Annotated in this window: 18 protein-coding genes; 6 read left to right on the top strand and 12 right to left on the bottom strand. The window is 35.7% G+C overall.

The window, feature by feature from the left end:
* The 3 genes from galU to OTG27_RS24230 all read right to left on the bottom strand — a co-directional run bounded on the left by galU (position 1) and on the right by OTG27_RS24230 (position 3,903).
* Positions 1–906: a UTP--glucose-1-phosphate uridylyltransferase GalU gene (gene galU / locus OTG27_RS24240; RefSeq protein WP_268938388.1), complete on the bottom strand. Its 906-nt coding sequence runs from the start codon at positions 904–906 to the stop codon at positions 1–3.
* 922 nt (positions 907–1,828) lie between these two features.
* Complete coding sequence (locus tag OTG27_RS24235) at positions 1,829–2,446, bottom strand: hypothetical protein (RefSeq protein ID WP_187049429.1); 618 nt, start codon at positions 2,444–2,446, stop codon at positions 1,829–1,831.
* An 860-nt stretch (positions 2,447–3,306) separates the two neighbouring features.
* Positions 3,307–3,903 carry a hypothetical protein gene (locus OTG27_RS24230; RefSeq protein WP_052137250.1) on the bottom strand — a complete coding sequence of 199 codons (597 nt, stop codon included), beginning with the start codon at positions 3,901–3,903 and terminating at the stop codon, positions 3,307–3,309.
* Between the two features lie 296 nt (positions 3,904–4,199).
* Between OTG27_RS24230 and OTG27_RS24225 the strand changes: the two genes are divergently transcribed.
* The 3 genes from OTG27_RS24225 to OTG27_RS24215 all read left to right on the top strand — a co-directional run bounded on the left by OTG27_RS24225 (position 4,200) and on the right by OTG27_RS24215 (position 6,968).
* Positions 4,200–4,673, top strand: coding sequence for an NUDIX hydrolase (locus OTG27_RS24225; protein ID WP_268938387.1), 474 nt, complete (start codon positions 4,200–4,202; stop codon positions 4,671–4,673).
* Positions 4,673–5,761, top strand: a complete 1,089-nt coding sequence (locus OTG27_RS24220; protein ID WP_268938386.1) for a glycosyltransferase — start codon at positions 4,673–4,675, stop codon at positions 5,759–5,761. The genes OTG27_RS24225 and OTG27_RS24220 overlap by 1 nt, the downstream gene beginning before the upstream one ends.
* Positions 5,762–6,179: 418 nt before the next feature.
* Entirely contained in the window at positions 6,180–6,968 is a 789-nt protein-coding gene (locus OTG27_RS24215) for a HipA family kinase (protein ID WP_268938385.1), read from the top strand.
* A 227-nt stretch (positions 6,969–7,195) separates the two neighbouring features.
* Here the strand turns inward: OTG27_RS24215 and OTG27_RS24210 are convergent, their stop codons facing one another.
* On the bottom strand, positions 7,196–7,600 hold the full coding sequence (locus OTG27_RS24210) for a protein kinase family protein (RefSeq protein WP_268938384.1): 405 nt from the start codon (positions 7,598–7,600) through the stop codon (positions 7,196–7,198).
* A 508-nt stretch (positions 7,601–8,108) separates the two neighbouring features.
* Between OTG27_RS24210 and OTG27_RS24205 the strand changes: the two genes are divergently transcribed.
* Complete coding sequence (locus tag OTG27_RS24205; protein WP_063576161.1) at positions 8,109–8,762, top strand: 2OG-Fe(II) oxygenase; 654 nt, start codon at positions 8,109–8,111, stop codon at positions 8,760–8,762.
* 232 nt (positions 8,763–8,994) lie between these two features.
* Here the strand turns inward: OTG27_RS24205 and OTG27_RS24200 are convergent, their stop codons facing one another.
* The 5 genes from OTG27_RS24200 to OTG27_RS24180 form a co-directional block, all read right to left on the bottom strand.
* A complete protein-coding gene (locus OTG27_RS24200; RefSeq protein WP_268938383.1) occupies positions 8,995–9,774 on the bottom strand; it encodes a hypothetical protein in 780 nt (259 codons plus the stop codon).
* 509 nt (positions 9,775–10,283) lie between these two features.
* Positions 10,284–10,709, bottom strand: a complete 426-nt coding sequence (locus OTG27_RS24195; RefSeq protein ID WP_268938382.1) for a VOC family protein — start codon at positions 10,707–10,709, stop codon at positions 10,284–10,286.
* Positions 10,710–11,093: 384 nt separating this feature from the next.
* Entirely contained in the window at positions 11,094–11,522 is a 429-nt protein-coding gene (locus tag OTG27_RS24190) for a DoxX family protein (RefSeq protein WP_268938381.1), read from the bottom strand.
* Between the two features lie 72 nt (positions 11,523–11,594).
* Positions 11,595–12,446, bottom strand: a complete 852-nt coding sequence (locus OTG27_RS24185) for a M56 family metallopeptidase (RefSeq protein ID WP_268938380.1) — start codon at positions 12,444–12,446, stop codon at positions 11,595–11,597.
* Entirely contained in the window at positions 12,446–12,862 is a 417-nt protein-coding gene (locus OTG27_RS24180; RefSeq protein WP_057277570.1) for a BlaI/MecI/CopY family transcriptional regulator, read from the bottom strand. The genes OTG27_RS24185 and OTG27_RS24180 overlap by 1 nt, the downstream gene beginning before the upstream one ends.
* 432 nt (positions 12,863–13,294) lie before the next feature.
* Here OTG27_RS24180 and OTG27_RS24175 point away from each other — a divergent pair, with 432 nt between their 5' ends.
* Positions 13,295–13,498: a DUF4180 domain-containing protein gene (locus OTG27_RS24175; RefSeq protein WP_308789449.1), complete on the top strand. Its 204-nt coding sequence runs from the start codon at positions 13,295–13,297 to the stop codon at positions 13,496–13,498.
* Between the two features lie 220 nt (positions 13,499–13,718).
* Here OTG27_RS24175 and OTG27_RS24170 read toward each other — a convergent pair whose 3' ends face one another.
* The 3 genes from OTG27_RS24170 to OTG27_RS24160 all read right to left on the bottom strand — a co-directional run bounded on the left by OTG27_RS24170 (position 13,719) and on the right by OTG27_RS24160 (position 15,425).
* The gene (locus OTG27_RS24170; RefSeq protein ID WP_268938379.1) at positions 13,719–14,414 is read right to left on the bottom strand and encodes an NAD(P)H-binding protein; all 696 of its coding nucleotides are present in this window, start codon (positions 14,412–14,414) and stop codon (positions 13,719–13,721) included.
* Positions 14,415–14,483: 69 nt separating this feature from the next.
* A complete protein-coding gene (locus OTG27_RS24165; RefSeq protein ID WP_268938415.1) occupies positions 14,484–15,053 on the bottom strand; it encodes a histidine phosphatase family protein in 570 nt (189 codons plus the stop codon).
* 27 nt (positions 15,054–15,080) lie between these two features.
* Positions 15,081–15,425 (bottom strand): avidin-fold protein, encoded by a 345-nt coding sequence (locus OTG27_RS24160; protein ID WP_268938378.1) that lies wholly within the window; start codon positions 15,423–15,425, stop codon positions 15,081–15,083.
* 242 nt (positions 15,426–15,667) lie between these two features.
* On the opposite strand from OTG27_RS24160, the gene OTG27_RS24155 reads away from it, so the two are divergent.
* On the top strand, positions 15,668–16,189 hold the full coding sequence (locus tag OTG27_RS24155; protein WP_034306915.1) for a DUF2179 domain-containing protein: 522 nt from the start codon (positions 15,668–15,670) through the stop codon (positions 16,187–16,189).
* Positions 16,190–16,231 lie beyond the last annotated feature (42 nt).

The following is a 16,231-nucleotide window of genomic DNA, read 5'->3' as shown; positions in this document are numbered from 1 at the left end:
TCATTCAAGCTCTCTTTTTATAATTTGGAGGTTTTCTTTCTTATTTACATCCCTTAAATAGGAAAGTACCTCGTCTCTTATATCATCCCTGCGCAAAGCAAAGTCTATTGTTGCTTTAATGAATCCAACTTTATCACCAATATCATATCGGTTTCCCTCAAAGTTATATGCTAATACAGCCTGCTGCTTATTTAGCTCATTAATGGCATCAGTAAGTTGTATTTCATTACCATGTCCAACCGGGAGCTTGGAAAGCGTTTCAAAAATCTCGGGTCTAAAAACATAACGCCCCATTATCGCATATCTGGAAGGCGCCTCTTCCCTTTTCGGTTTTTCCACCAAAGAATCTATATGAAAAAGGTTTGGCTCAATCATTGTCCCTTTTGGCTTAATAATTCCATATTTACTGACATCCTTTTCCGGAACATTCTGAACAGCTACGACTGAACTGTTGCAATACTCAAAAACACTGATGATTTGTTTCAGACAGGGTGTTTTAGACATAACGATGTCATCCCCTAACAAAACGGCAAAAGGTTCATTTCCAATGAAGCTTTTAGCACAGAGAATTGCATGTCCTAGCCCCATCGGTTCCTTTTGGCGGACATAATAGATATTTGCCAAGCTGGATATTTTCTGAACTTCCTCTAAAATATCGAGCTGATTTTTTCTTAAAAGTGCATCTTCCAACTCATAGGATTTATCAAAATGATCCTCTATTGATCTTTTTCCTCTACCGATTATGATAATTATTTCCTCTATGCCCGAAGCTACTGCTTCTTCAACAATATATTGAATCGTTGGTTTATCAACAATCGGCAGCATTTCCTTAGCCTGAGCTTTTGTAGCAGGCAAAAATCGGGTCCCTAGACCTGCGGCCGGAATAATGGCCTTTCGGATTTTCATAAGCTGCCTCCCTTTTGTCATTCATTAATCCTTTATATGCAATAGGACAACTTACGGTCTAGTTAGTAGCCCAATTCGTCCATTTTTATTTAACAGGGGCCAGTAAGCTATATATGGAAGAATTCCAATCTGGCTGTGGCCGGGCCCCGCATCCTGTCGGTTAGTGCCCTTTAAAACCTGCATTACACTTTTTATGTAATGGAGGTTGAAATGATCGATATACGGTTTGATTAACCACTGTAGAGCTTTTTCCGGTACAGTAGCCTAACCGATTTCCTTTCTCTTTCTTTGAAAAACTCCATCGCAGGATCAGTTTTTTGTTTAATTTTAAAGGCTCTTTTCGTAAAGGTTGTTGTTTTTAAAACGAAACTATCTAAGGTTGATTGGAGCGGAAGTGCGTGCGAGACTCCTGCGGGAGTGGCGGGACAGGTGAAGACCCCACAGGCGTTTACGCCGAGGGGGCTCACCGCCCGCACCAAGGAAAGCGAGCATCTGGAGGGGAAATCAACCACACCTCACTACTTGGTAAATAGCAACAAAGTATGTGAAAACAGCCATTTTAAAATATATGACGGACTGTATTCATGATTTTGAGGTGGGAATTTTCAAATGAAAGGGGAGGTTTTTTTAACCCCATCCATTTTTAATAAGAATTCGATCTATGTTGAATGAATATAGTTAAGGAATTTCACTCCTAAAGCAACAACACTTATCATCCTTTTAAAGGCTAATGCAACACTTTTACTTTCTTTGTACGTGAAGAGCAAAACTTAGCATATTGGATACAATTCTAATGAATCATTTCGCTCCATTTGCAACCTTCGTCTAGTTTCGACGTATGGCAACTGATGTGTACCGGAATCCGATGGAAATGAACTTGTTTTCAAATAAAGAAGAAGAGGCTTTAACAGCCTCTTCTTCTTTATTGAGTTTCATCTTCATTTTTATTACCACTACTGCTATTTGCTATAAACATCGCAATTTGCGCCTTTTTTTCTACATCTAAATCAAGGGTATCGATTATGCTAAAAGGTGATTTTAATAAGGGGGGTTGTGGTTGTGCAATTTTCGTTATTTCTTGCAAGATTTTATCTGAAGTTTGATCTTGTTGTTTAATTAACTGATTCTGAAGTTGAATCTGAAGTTCCTTCTGTTGTTCTTCTTGGTGTTGGAGTTGGTCTTGAATTTTCTCTAGTGGCAGTGAACGCTTCGATATTTCGTGTAAGACTTTATCTAAATGCTCATCTTGTTGTTTAGATAATTTATTCTGGAGTTGAACCTGAAGATCCTTCTGTTTTTGTTCTTGGAGTTGGAGTTGGTCTTGAATTTTTTCCAGTGGTTGTGAAATCTTCGTTATTTCTTGTAAGATTTTATTTAAAGTATCATTTTGTTGTTTAATTAATTGATTCTGAAGTTGAACCTGAAGATCCTTCTGTTTTTGTTCTTGGAGTTGGAGTTGGCCTTGAATATTTTCTAATATATGGTTATATTTTTTCCTGTTGTCTTCCTTGTGATTATCTGTTTGATCATTTTTACCCATTAGGTTCCCACCTTTTCACTATTTATTGGTTATGGAGGCACATTTGTATTACATATTGTGTAGTTGGAAAAATCGTCTTCCCAATTGAAATTACTTTCACCTTTTTATGTTCCAAATAACTTTTGTTGCAGAATCAGTATATGGACAATCGGAGATAGGCTATTTCACCATTTCTTAGTATTATCGATATGATTGTGTTGCCGTTGCCGATCATAATGATAGCAATGTACTTGTAATTTCTTGTGTCGGGACAACAACTGATCCATCGTAATCATTCCGGTCCATACTTCAAGAGTAATGGAAGCCCAAAAAATGGTACAGTTTAAGCAGCCTTAATCTAAATGTTTGGTATCAAATTTAGGGATGTTTGAAAATGATTCACCTCATTTTAGTTTAGGTAACCATACATGTGGTTTCCGATTTTCTTATTTGCATAGACAGATCTTTCATAGATAAATAACCATCACTTTCTTTCTATAGTTATTCAACACGCCTTTGAATGACTGAGCGTTTGTCATATGTAGACGTTAAACTTATACCATCATCAAAAAAAAAATAAAAAAACCACTTTAATAAGGAAAAATCGTTATCTGGTTGTAAAAATGGTTTTACGAATATTGTAATTTGTCCTAATAAATGCCGAACGTGCACTTTTAGGAACGGGAGAAATAATGCATTTCCGCCAATATTGCGAATTTTAGAGTCTGGAGAATTCCAAACTAAAAAGTCGAACTCCTTTATGTTTAGAGTTCGACTTTCCTCTGTTGAATTTCCCTGCTTGTACAACATAATTGGATTTGTAGGAAATCATCATAGATTTTTTGCGATATTGGCCCACTTAACATTTCGCATATTCTCATTTATATCGCATTGAAGTCGATATTTTTTTGCCATTCTTCATACGATTCAGGATCGATTTTCTTTGCTTGTTTCAGGAAAGTATCCAATAACCCCAATTTCTTTAAATCACGAAACATCTTTGGATTATATGGATCATTCATTGTGAGGCCATCTGAATGATCGATTGCTTTCAGCACATTTCCCTTTGTTACAACAAAATGTCCGATTGAGGTCTTGATTCTAATAAATCCAACTCTCTTCAGTTCCTTTCGAATCATTATGATTTGTTCTGTAATCGATTCGGGAATATCTTGCTTCCCTTTCAAAAAATCTTTTAGATTAGGACCTTTTAAATATTCCATAATTACATAGTTTGGTCCGACTTCATATAACCTCGGAACAATATGAGTATCCTTAGCTGCTTCAAGTGCTTTCCCCTCTTTAGTTGCTGCATTTGGATTGACATAGATTTTTACGCAAATATCTTCATCAAGCTGAAAAACTGCACCTTGACTTCCTGCCCCAATTAGTTTTAATGTGGTTGGATTATGAATAAGAAGTTCCTTTTTACCGTTCTTTTCAATTCTTTCAACCCTAATTAATTTAAAATCATTCATCTGATCTACCACCTCTTTGCTGCTTATTAATAACCATAATATCTATACTATGAAATCATCGAATAGTTGCTTTAGGATAATAACACTTTTTCAAAAAATTAAGTCATACCTTCTTTTATTGAGTTCTTAAGGAAAGCCTTTCCTAGCATTTCTTCAGATTCTTATGCTCATACACATACAAATAAGAACTTTACAAAAAACAAACAAATATATGTACTTGTCCGTTTCAAATCTTTTCCATTTTGCATTTACTATAAAAGTGGATTAACCAGAAAATATCAGAAAGGGGACTTGAGATGGGATACATTGAAGATTTACGTGCTCTCGTTGGAACTAGAGCTTTGATACTTACTGGGGTCACCGTTTTGGTTATCGATCAGAACAGCCGTTTTCTAATGGTACAATCCGAAAAAATGTGGAAATTGCCGGGCGGCTTCATCGAATTAGGAGAATCTGCGGAAGAGGCATGCAGACGTGAAATTTTGGAGGAAACAGGAATTAACATCGGAAACCTTCAATTAATTGGCGTTTTTTCAGGGAAGGACTATTTTACGAAGCTGCCTAATGGTGATCAATACTTTTCAGTCAACATTGCTTACGTTACCGAAGAAATACTCAGCGGAGATTTAAAACCTGATGATATAGAAATACAAAAAGTACAATTTTTTAAATGGTCCGCTTTTCCGAATGATCTTTGTGAACGAGATCGCCAAATATTTCAAAGTTTTATCGAAAATTTGATTTTAGATAGAAGAAAGGGATTGAAATAGTGAAGACAATCGCTTTTTACATTAGAGAACCTATAAAAATCAATCAAGGATTTATGTACAATCAAATCATTATGCTGGATCAATATCGCCCTATTGTTATAGGCCCATACCCAAATTGCGACAATGTTCAATATCAGTTTGAACACTATTATAATTTGAACGAAATTCAAGACCTTGGAGCCTTCTTTAAGGAGCAAAATGTCGTAGCGATTCACGCTCATCAGGGGAAACATTCCATCGATATATTACCAGCAGCTATAGAGTATGATATACCTTTGGTGGTACATTTTCGAGGACGTGATTCTTCCACTCAAACATTTAAGAGATTTCGCAAAAATGTCCTCCGATATCAAAATTTAGTAAAACATGGAGCTGCTTGTTTTCCAGTCTGCCATTTTCTTGCAGATGAATTAAAAAAATTAGGATTTAAAGAAGATAAAATACATGTACTATATGGGGGGCTGGATTTAGATTTATACCCATTTGTCCAACGTTCCCTACCTAATGAAGGAGAAATCCGAATCTTGTCCGTAGCCAGACTTGTCGAGAAAAAGGGATTCCTTACACTTTTGAAGGCTTTTCAACGGATTCATCAGGAATACCCAAGAACGACACTGCACATCATTGGGACAGGTAAAGATGAAGAGAAGTTAAGAATTTTCATTGATGAAAATCAATTAAACGAGCGCGTTTTTCTTAGAGGACCAATGGATTCAAACCAAATTTCTAACGAATTAAGAGATTCCCACCTCTTTTGCCTTGCCAGTGAAACAAGCGAAGATGGTGATGTAGAAGGGATTCCAAATGCACTAAAAGAAGCTATGGCAAGTGGTTTACCAGTCATCTCCACCTTTCACGGTGGGATTCCGGAATTGATTGAGCATAAAAAAACAGGTTACCTTGTTCCTGAGAAAGATGATTTAAAATTGGCTCAAGGTCTAAAATATTTCCTGAGTCATCCAAGAGTATGGAAGAGATATACCAGAAGTGCAAGACAGGTAATTGATGAAAATTTCGATTTGAATAAACAAATCATCGAACAACAAAGGCTATACAGCTTAATAGAAAAAAACAACGAAATTAATTAACCATGAGTCAGTCCAAAATAACCTGTTGAGCTCGTAAAATCATTAATTTGTGGAAAGGTACATGTCATGCTTTTTAGCGATGGTAAAAAGTTTGTAATTAAATGAATGGCACTGAAAATAAAAGAACCAATAATAGTAGTAATTGAGTATCTGTGCAATAAATTAGCATTGTTCCTTCCTTTTGTCCCCGTCGGACTAATTTATACCCATGACGAAATCATAAAAATACTCCCAAATTACATTCCAAAAATACAAATTTAGTTCAGATCCACTATTCGTGTTTATTTATCGAGAATAGTCATTTACCGAAACTTATAATGAATTTCATCAATCAATACAGAAGCAATAATGTTAATGAAAAAGATAAGGTGAAAATGAAAAAGAGCTAGACAAATATTTTTAAAGGAGACAAAGTGATATGACAAAATATCCAGTTAAATATGTACAAACATTAAGGGGCGGAACCGCACATGTCATTCTTTTCAGCGATGGTAAAGAATATGTCGTGAAGTGGTTCGATACTAAGAAAGACAGAGAAAAGGAAGTGGTCAATGAATACCTGATCGGAAAGTTGGCAGAGCTCCTTTCACTTCCCGTTATCCCATTTGATCTTGTATATATACCGGAAGATTTCATCGAGAAGACGCCTGAATTACAATCCACTCAACACAACTATAGTTCTGGATACCAATATGGCTGTGTATTTATTAGAAACAGTACCGTTTTCGAGAATGTTAGAGAAAATCCTCCCACAAAGACGGATGTTAAAAACCGGGATATGCTTGCCGGTATAACGGTATTCGACCAATGGGTGAATAACTCTGATCGAGGTACGATGAATGTCATTTTAGAAAATCTCAGCGATGGCGGATATTATGTCCATATGATTGATCATGGCAGAGTTTTTCCAGGACGCTACCAATGGTCTGCTCAAACATTAAGTGAAACACCAGTATATAACTACCATTGGCCTTTTTATAAGTGGGCCTTCTCTCTTCTCGATGATCACAAAGAGCTTACATCGTTTATAGAAAAAATTGTGAAATTGCCGAACAAATCGATCTATCAAGTAATCGAATCCCTCCCTAAAGAGTGGAATGTGAAAACGAAGGATAGAGATGCTCTCTACAAGTTTCTTTTAGAACAGAAAAATAAATTGCCTGAAATCGTTGAACGTATCATCCAGCATCATAGCAATCCCAAATAACGCTGGTTATTTCCATAGAAAAAAGTAACTCTTATTTGCTTTAAAGGAGTTACTTTTTTATTTATAAATTTTTCCATTCTATATAGGATTCGGGATCCATTTCTCTTAACTCTTCCAAGAACATTGGTAATAGACCTAACTTTTTTAGGCCTTTGAATATCAACTCTGGTTTGTTTCGAATCCGTGTAAAGGAGCTATAATGATCTATTACTTTTAACTCTTCTTCCTTAGTTACAATAATGTGGCGCAAATCGGCATCCAATCTGGTAAAGTTTAATCGCTTCATTTCTTCTAAAACAAAAAGAATTTGCCTCATCAAATTTTTCGGATAGGATCCCCCCAGATTCTAAATATTGAAATAAAGTTGGCCCTTCAAGATATTCCATAATAATATAGTTATGCCCCACCTCATAAAGCCGTGGAATAGTGGGAGACTCCTGTGCAATTTTTAATACATTTCCCTCTTTAGCCGCAAATTCTGGTTTTGCACAAATTTTCACACATTTATCTGAAGAAATTTTAAAAACGGCCCCTTGCGCCCCCTTTCCGATCAGTGGAAACGACGTCGGATTTTTTATCACATCCACTTTTTTAATTCCTTCAGTAACACAGATAGATTTAAAGTCCTCCACTTTCAATCACTCCTAACATTCACTATCGTACTATTACTTTTTATCCTTTGTCTCTTTTTCTCTAAGATTCTTGGTGATGAATCCTCCGTCCCCTTTTCATTGTGCACATTCTGAAAGAAAACGGCTTTGATAGGGTTAAGAGAATAGCTTAAATAAACCCTTCAATAATTAAAGAGGAATGATATACCTTTCACAAAAGTAAACAAGCAAGCATCATTTTTACTCTTATTTGAACAGAAGGAAAAATTCACGTAAGGATTTTAGTGAAAATACACACATGAAAATCTATGCAAAGAGACTTGTTCATATTGTGAGCTTCCTATATTTTATGTAAAAGATTAAAGTTTGCTATAGTCAAGCGCCAGTTCATCCAGTAATTTTTACTTGTCGACGGAAATAAGTAACAGATACATAACAATGTTCATGGTATAATTAACATAGGAAAACGCTTACAGAATAATCCAAACTTTTTGTTCTGAAAATTCATTCTTTTGGGAGTCGATGAAAGTTGACAGTAGATAATAAAACAAGTAAAGAACAAACGATTTTTAATCATATTGGAAATAAAATCAAAACGGAAGACAGAGAAATAAATGTAGTTGCTAGATTAGAAGAACCTCTAATTGTAGTTTTAGAAAATGTTTTGAGTGACGAAGAATGTGACGGACTTATTGAAATGTCAAAAGACAAAATGAATCGTTCCAAAATTGGAGTTACGCACGAAGTAAATGAGATAAGAACAAGCAGCAGTATGTTTTTTCAAGAAAATGAATATGACATCCTTACCAAAATTGAAAAAAGGATATCAACAATCATGAATATACCTGTTGAACATGGAGAGGGTATTCAAATTCTTAAATACACTCCTGGACAAGAGTATAAAGCTCATTTTGATTTTTTTACATCTTCAAGCATTGCAGCAAAAAATAATAGAATTAGCACAATCATCTTGTACTTAAATGATGTGGAGCATGGAGGGGAAACTTTTTTTCCTAAATTGAATTTTTCAGTATCCCCGCGAAAGGGAATGGCTGTGTATTTCGAATATTTTTACAACGATAAAAACCTAAACGAACTAACTTTACACGGTGGGGCGCCCGTTATCACGGGGGAAAAATGGGTTGCAACACAATGGATGAGGAGACAGAGTAGCCGCTCATGATGTTTAAACGATAGACTTTAAAAGCCTCAATTTTAGGTGCCTAATGAACAATGGCACCTATTCGTTCATTTAAAATTCTCCTATTTTAAATCGCCAAACATAAAATAATGATCAATAGTCTAAATTGACACTGTTTCGTCCCATCAAACTATTTCCGACGTTTCAAATTACGCTTTTCCCCTAGGTTTTTCTTTAGGTTTGATGTAAAAATACCTTTGCATGCATTCACTATTCATTTACCTTTGTTGCTCCTTCTAAAATTATCGTAATCAGTCTTAATGTAATGAAATACCTTCGCGTTACCATTATGGTCTGGATGAGTTATTTTTAGTAACCCTTTATATTCTGCCAATACTTCTTTATCGCTCGCCATTTTAGAAAGCCCTAATTTTTCACTATAATCATTGGATTGAATAGTGGAGTCCATCATGTTATTGTTTCTGATTTTTTCTTTTAATTTTATCAATTCATTACGTAATTCAATATTTTCTTTTAATAAATCCTTTGATTCATTTTGTAGTTCACTTTTCTCATTCTTTAGAATGGCAACTTCCTTTTTGAACATATCCCTTTGCTGAATCAATATTCTTTTTGCTGTCTCATGAAGCTCTTCGATACCTTCTATATGCTTTTCTTGAGCTTGTATTTTTAATTTTAATCGGTGTATGATTTCGTCCTTATTTTGATTTATACTATCATTTATAGCCAGCTTTGAAGCTGTGTCATCACTTATGTATCCGGTGTTCCTCTTTCCGTTTCCGGCGTATTTAATCTTACCTTCGCCAAGCCAGCGCCTGACAGTCTGTACACTATTACTTTCTGTTACTCCTGCATCTTTTAACATTTCAAATGCTTGATCTGTGTCATCCATTATGTATCCGGTTTTCCTATTCCCGATGCCTCCCTCATATTTAATCTTACCTTCACGAAGCCAGCGTCTAACAGTTTGTATACTACTGCTTTCTGATACTCCTGCATCCTTTAGCAGGTCGAAAGCTTGATCTGTGTTCACATTGTTTCCCCTTTCCCCTTATTACGCAATGAATTGTTACTTCGAATGATATGATAGTACCTTATTAAAAGGAAAAATTTTTACAAAGAAGGAGCCTAATTTGTATGTCAATGTTTTAAATAATAGCATAGGCATATTCTAAACAAAGAACAAATAGATGAAGAATATATGACGAATATCACAGGGAGATAACGATAATGTATCAGAGTAAAATTGTGGAACCAGAAACTACGTATTCATGATATCATTGGTGGAGTGACGAGCTATATATATACATTCAGATTGAATCTAGAATCCAGTGACAGTGAGAATGGACGCCTACTTAATCTATAAACGTGATGTTATCTCATATGCTTCCGTGGGGGGATCTTTTGATGCCCTATGAAAAGAGATAAGAGTCATACTTAAAAATCCCGGTCTCTCAATAATATTAATGAGAAATCGGGATTTATTTATTCACACATTACAACTGCAACTATTCACCGAAACAGCTGTTATCATTTAACAAATTATTTTTCACCCTCTGTATAAATTTGAAAGGTTACACCGAATTTGTCTGTTAAAATCCCATAAGCGGGGCTGAAAAAAGCTTCCTGCAGAGGCATTTTCACTTCTCCACCTTGCGACAAAGTTTCAAAGATTCGTTTTGATTTTTCAATTTCGTTAATTGAAATGCAGATCGTGACTTGATCACCAGATTGACTGGTTTGACCTGGAAACGTATCCGAAAACATGAAGTCCGTTTCCCCAACCTTTAACATTGCGTGTGACACAAGATCCTTTGCTTCTTCTGGCAGAGGAAATTCAGGATTTTCTGGCATTTCTCCAAAAGTTTGATTAAAGAGGACTTTTGCATCCAATGCTTTTTCGTAAAATTGAATCGCTTCCTTCGCATTTCCGTTCATCATTAAATATGGAGATAATCGCATGGTCATAATTAGAAAACTCCTTTTGTTTTGATTTTTTTACTAAACTTGGAAATTTCCAAGCTTGCTTTTGAACTGTCAATGGCAATAATCACTATACCATTATTACCCATGATTGAATTTTACAACACAGAACACGTGTTCGTCAATGGGAATTTACAGAAAACTATCAAATTTTCTAAATGTTGAATTGAAAATTCCAAGGTTATTGATGTATAGACAAAGTATCTCACGTTATGGCAGTTATGGAAAACTTCTTTTATTCGTGGTTTTTCAAATCATGAAGCATTTCAAATAAGAATAGGTGAAATGAAAAAGGCATGACCCTAGTAGATTACCGGTATCATGCCTCAAGAAAAAGTGTTGGAATTTTTGTAATGTCGCTTAATCTTATTAACTTGCTATCCTTTCTGAATCCTGTGTTTTTTTTAGTTTTGGTAACTTAGAGTCTATAGATAGGAAGCGGCTTCCATTCAATACTAGGTGAATGGCAATAATCATAAGAACGAGATCCAGTTCATACCCTGAGCCTTCCCCATTCCCCATAAAACCTGCTGGGAATTTTACATAAACAATTGCACCGGCCATGATGAATACAAGGAGGGCAGAAATTATTCTTGTTCCAAGACCTATTATTAAAGCAATTCCTCCAACCAATTCAATCATACCGACTACATAGGCCATGAATCCCGGAATGCCTATACTTTGAAACCACCCTGAAGTGTTTTCCAATCCACCTTTGAATTTTGACAAACCATGCAAGAAAAATGAAATTCCCAACATAACCCTTAATAAAAAGGTACCGATTTCTTGTTTATTCATGACACATCTCCTTTTTTATATTCAACACTACAAAGTGTAGTGTAAAGTGGTAAAAAAATCAAGTGAAAGTCATCAGACAATCACTATAGTCATTCCTATAAGGATAACCAAAACATAAATGGAAACAAAAATCGTGGTAGTTTCAGCCCTTAAAGGAATTGTTTTATGGGGATCAATTAATTGCTGAAGTCTATAGTTAACTGATTCATTCGAGAAATGAACAAGGATAGGAAAGGATTTATCAGTGCACCCATGTTTAATTAACTTCAATAAAGCGGCACTTATTCCTAATTCAGTCCCCATTTTATGAATCGCATTTTCGTCGGCTGATAATTCACTTATTATTTTGTAATTTTTAAGACACCATTTTGTCAATGGGACAAACCATAGCGCATTTGAAATCAACTGTAAAATAAAGATGACCAGTGGATCATATTTCTTTTGGTGAAAGGCCTCATGCTCCACTACCGCCTCTAGTTCATCAAAGTCCAGTAATCGAATTAAACCAGTACTGAACACAATGAAAGGCCTCCTGAAACCAATCGTAAACGCAAGAGGCTGTTCAGCGTTCACAACTAAGATATCATTGTTGACCCGATTGAATGTTTCATTTACATTCCTTGTCATATCAACGTTTTTTGAAAGAAAAAGCTTTTGTTTAAACCTTCTGGATAAGAAATATTGCTCTGCAATTTTGAATAAGGTGCTCAATATACTATAGGATATTATTATACTGAGCAGTGTGACGACCACAAAGTAGTATACTGAATCTTCCTTGAATAAACTAAAACAAAATTTAAAGAAATTAGCTTTAATATTCACGCCAAAAAAGATGTGTACTAAAAAAGCTCCCATTTGGCACCATACTACACAGGCTATTAAAAGACTCAGGCTTATCACAAAATAAGACTTTCTCTTCCACATTATAATTTATCCTTTTTTAACGATTGAATTTTTTGTTCCAATTTTTCAATTAAACCTTGGTCAGCGTCTTTCATGGCATCCAGCATATGGCTTATGACCGCTCCACCAAATTCATCCAGCAAGTTCTCAGTCAGTTTCTTTGACTGCTCTTCAAAAAACTCCTCTTTGGACTGCACCGGGCGAAATAATGAAAGCCTTCCTTCAGACCTCTTTTCAAGAATGCCTTTTTCGACTAAACGATTCATGACGGTCATTACTGTGTTGAAATTGATAGGTTTGTCAACTTCCAATGATTGTTGAACCGCTTTAATGCTTTGTTCATCTTTATCCCATAAATATTCCATGATATTTGCTTCCAATGGACCAAAGAAACGATTCAGTCCAACTTCATCATATTTAAAATTTTTAATATTCATCCTTTTCCACCTCCCACTACAAATTGTAGTGGAAATCACTGTTACAATCAAGTTTCATCCGGAAGATTTGAACGTTGATTTCCACTCCGGGTACTCGCTTTCACCACAGGAGTCTCTTACTTCCGTTCCAATCAACTGAAACGTTTATAAATAAAAAAATATAGGTAAACTGGCTTTTCTTCGAGTTTGACTTCAGTCTAAAACGAGCCTTTTACAGGCAAGTTTTTATAATTAATAGTAATCCTTTGTCCTCCATTTCCTCAAATTTATAAATGCTTTATAAAAAAGGAAGTCAATTTTATCTAGGGCTTCATTATTTAGATAACCAGCTGAAAGGAATACAAAGTGCATTGGATATTATTATGACGATTAGTAGCAAAACCGGTAGCAGTCGAATAGCACTAAACAAGAAGCAATTTAAGAAGATTTTTTATAGCTAAGTACAAAACTTGCAGGAGGATCCTTCGAAAATTTGCCAACTTCCATATTGAATTTGCAATCATAGGGGATTTTTCATCTTATACCAGTAAGCCACTGAAAGATTTCATTTATGAGTGTAATAAAGGGAACATTGTTTTTTTTGTCCCATCAGAACAAGATGCGATCGATAACTTGTCTAAAGCACTATATTTCTAAAAAAGACCTGGATCTTTATACTCGGTTTTCTTATTGAGCTAACTCAGCTATAGAAACAACTAAAAACCTTTTGGCATTGCTTATTACCAAGACCTTCTGGATCTCCACCTATATTACACAGGAATTTAAAAACGAGCCTATTGGGGCTCGTTTTCAGTATATCGTCGGCATGGTCTTCTAAAAACCTTCATTTTTACAGGAAACTTTATCTATCTTTTTACTATCTATTCGGATGATCACTATTAATCGTAACTCTTTGTGCAAGTTCCTCTATTTCAGCAGAATCATAAAAATGATATCCTATTGCCGTCGTTTGGGCCGCAACGTACATTGCAGCAGCTACTTTGTTTGCTTCTATTGCACGATATGGACGTAAAGGGCCTACAAAGACAAATTTTGCAAAAGTACTTAGCAGCCCAGAAATCTTTTCACCTGCCCTGAATTCCTTTCGTTCTCCAAGAAGTAAGGAAGGACGGAAAATATGTACAGTATTTAATGCCAGATGTTGTAGTGTGCCTTCCACATCACCTTTAACACGGCTGTAGAAGAACTTTGATTTGGAATTGGCACCCATAGCCGTAATGACGAGTATTTTTTCAACATTGGATGTCTTCGCCAATTTAGCTGCTTCAATTACAAAGTCATAATCCACTTTACGAAATGCTTCCTTCGATTTAGCCTTTTTAATAGTCGTACCCAAACAAATGAACACATCGGTGACTTTGAACAAATCTGCATACTCGGATAAATTATCGAAATCCGCAATATGTCCAATGCATTTGGGATCGGCGAGTTTCAGTGCCCCTCTTGTCAGCAAATGGATTTCACTATAGATTTTGCTTTTGCCTAGCTCTTTAACCAACTGGGTGCCTACCATCCCTGTAGCGCCTAAAATCAATGCCTTCTTATTAGTCATGATTTCCTTCTTTCTATAATTAGCTTTTCAATCAACCATTTCCTTTTTAACTAACCTAGCTTAATAGGGCTAAGATAAATGATTCACTTGATTGAAATCATCAATTATCCAAGAATCAACTTCAAATCTAATCGTACTCAAACATGCATTGAACAAGCGCATTTCGTTGGATACGATTGACTCATTTGACATCAAGCGTAAAATAAAATGAATGACGGCTCCATGTGCAACAAGTATAACTTTCTTCTCAGGATACTCCTTCAGAATTTCCTGGAGCCCATTCATCAGCCTGTTTCGTAGAGATTCCTGATTTTCCTGACCAGGATAATCTTTATCCCTGAATGCAGACTTCCTTTCCGCTGCAGTCATTCCTTCAGCGACGCCAAAATTCTTTTCAATGAATTCCATTTTTTCAATAACCGGTACTTCAATATAGTGCGAAATGATATCCGCCGTCTCCCTTGCCCTCTTCAGGGGGCTTGTAATAATTACATCCCAATCATCTTTTGACATAAATTCACCACATTGCCGTGCCTGTATCTTTCCAAGTTCATTTAAAGGAATATCAGTCTGCCCTTGCAGCTTTCCTAGTGCATTCCAATCTGTTTGACCATGCCGCACTAAACAAATAGTAGTAATTGTCCTCAAACCCCTCTAAGTAGATTGTTATTTTTTCACTTCTTCAATGATGGAATATCCTTCAGTCCGTTCGAGATCTGACCATTTCCACTTTTCATGCAAGCGCAACCTTCCATCAGGCAGCATTTCAGGGGTGGAAAGGCAGCTGCCTCCTCTAATTTCCCCTTTTTCATTGATATGATTATATCTGAATTCCAGAGTTCCATCCAGATTGACCAGCCCTATTAAAGTCCCTTTAACAATCTCTCCCCCCTGATAACTTGCTGAAAGAATTGAGCCGTCTTGTGAATAGTGGAAGGTAGTATTTCCTGACACTTCTCCATTTTCAGAATTGACTTTAGCTTTGAATATCCGACCATCATAATTAAACATCATCATTCCCCCATATGAATTAATAAGGATAATGATACCAAATTTATTAAAAAAAGAATATTGAAAAATCTTATGAGATTTTTAATTCTGTGTCCATGGAAATGACACAAAAAATACATAATATTCCCCATTGAATTCTCCTATTATGATGTGGTTATATTAGGGAAGATGTTACTTATGGAATGAACAATTCCTAATTTGAAACGTCTAATCAAACTGGAAGATTTTGGTGAGGTGCTCAAGTGAAAGAAATACTTCTGATTCTACTATTACAACTTATTTATGTTCCGATTTACACATTGCGAACCATTTTCTTAGTAAAAAATATTACCATACTCGCCTCGATACTGGGTATCGCAGAAATGTTAATATACGTTTTTGGATTATCCCTCGTATTTGGCGGTGACCAAAGCATACTCGCCATGGTTGTATATGCAGTCGGTTTTGGAATCGGAATAATTTTTGGTACGAAAATTGAGCAAAAACTTGCCATCGGTTTTATTAATGTAACCGTTAATACTCAAACCAAAAATGAACATTTGGTAGATACATTGAGGAACAACGGATTTGGTGTAACTCTTTATACGGGCGAGGGCAGGGATAGCAACCGTTATCGTATGGAAATCTTGACCAAACGCAATCGGGAACAAGAATTGATAGCAACCGTTGAAAAGTTTGAACCTAAGGCTTTCATCATTTCATATGAACCACGTTATTTTAAAGGTGGATTTTTATTGGATCGGTTGAAAAATAAAGCAAGCTGAAAATGAAAAGCAAAAGCCCATCTTATTAAGATGGGCTTTTGC

It is taken from the genome of Peribacillus sp. AS_2 (genome assembly GCF_026891895.1).
Taxonomy (GTDB): Bacteria; Bacillota; Bacilli; order Bacillales; family DSM-1321; genus Peribacillus; species Peribacillus frigoritolerans.
The sequence above is the reverse complement of the archived record's forward strand: the minus strand, read 5'-3'. Positions and strand labels throughout refer to the sequence as shown.